The 1,042-nt window shown below is 39.6% G+C and carries 1 protein-coding gene; it reads right to left on the reverse strand.

The window, feature by feature from the left end:
• Positions 1 to 10: 10 nt before the first annotated feature.
• The gene (locus EQY_RS0123785; protein ID WP_001119420.1) at positions 11 to 904 is read right to left on the reverse strand and encodes a hypothetical protein; all 894 of its coding nucleotides are present in this window, start codon (positions 902 to 904) and stop codon (positions 11 to 13) included.
• Positions 905 to 1,042: the final 138 nt, after the last annotated feature.

Consider the following 1,042-nt stretch of genomic DNA (forward strand, 5'->3'; position numbering starts at 1 on the left):
ACCTGTATTTTTACCAACGGTCATCCCAGCAATGATTATCGTGACTGTGATGATAATCATCTAAATGATATTGATCATCATAAAAATGGGATGTTGTACCAAAAACATCTCCGTTAATATCAATCGTATCATTCATCATTGGTAGCCCTGATGCAGGATTGAAATTCATTATCCCGAATTCATTATTCTCCAATAACGAAGATGTAGCCGAATCATTTTCAAATGGCAAGGATGTAACTGAACCAGATTCAAATGACATATGATCATCATAAAGTCCAGAGACTCTTCCCACAACATTACCATTCGTATTAAATGAATCATTTGCCATAGAGAAACCAGTTATCGGATTAACTCCATTATCACTGGGGCGCGACGTATTTCCTTTTGAATACCGTTTCCCCCACAGATAAAAAGAGACAATTCGAACAAAATTACCAGGATATAGTTTTCGCACTTTATAAGAAAAAATGCATGTAAATATCGCACCAGATAAGGCGAACGCAGCCCCTGAGAAAAGGACAAATTGCAGTTCAACCCCAACAGCGACAGCGATAACGACCAGGGCCACCCTGCAGGCAGATAATACACAACGTTTTTTTAACTGTTCTGATTTTGAAACAATATCCGTTTCAGGCGCTATTTCCATAAGAACACGTTGAATGGAGGATATTTCTCCCAGTTCGCCAATTGTAATAATTGCAGAGAAAAAGTGCGCAACCAGAAGGCATACTAACACTCCCATAGCGTTTTCACCGTAAACCAGGGCTGCACAGATCGTCATAAAAAACGATACAGAAATACAATATGCTGTTATCTGCACACCAAACTTGCAACCAGGCCACATACGTGGCCTGTCATCTTTCCAGTTGAACGTTTTTAATTTTTCAATTAATTGTCCTGGCATAACTCTCTCTTCTTTTATTTATTCTTCCACTTTGCAATATCCCTCAGACGCCGCATATTTTCTTCATCTTTGTCTGAATTCCAGGCACCTGATGGAGATAACGGCAAAGGCTTCTGCTTTTCTTTCTCCTGCGCCAGA

It is taken from the genome of Escherichia sp. TW14182, assembly GCF_000208525.1.
Taxonomy (GTDB): Bacteria; Pseudomonadota; Gammaproteobacteria; order Enterobacterales; family Enterobacteriaceae; genus Escherichia; species Escherichia ruysiae.

Bases quoted from the DNA above. Each gene is read 5' to 3' on its own strand.
- EQY_RS0123785 (WP_001119420.1), bottom strand. From the start codon at position 904: ATGCCAGGACAATTAATTGAAAAATTAAAAACGTTCAACTGGAAAGAT.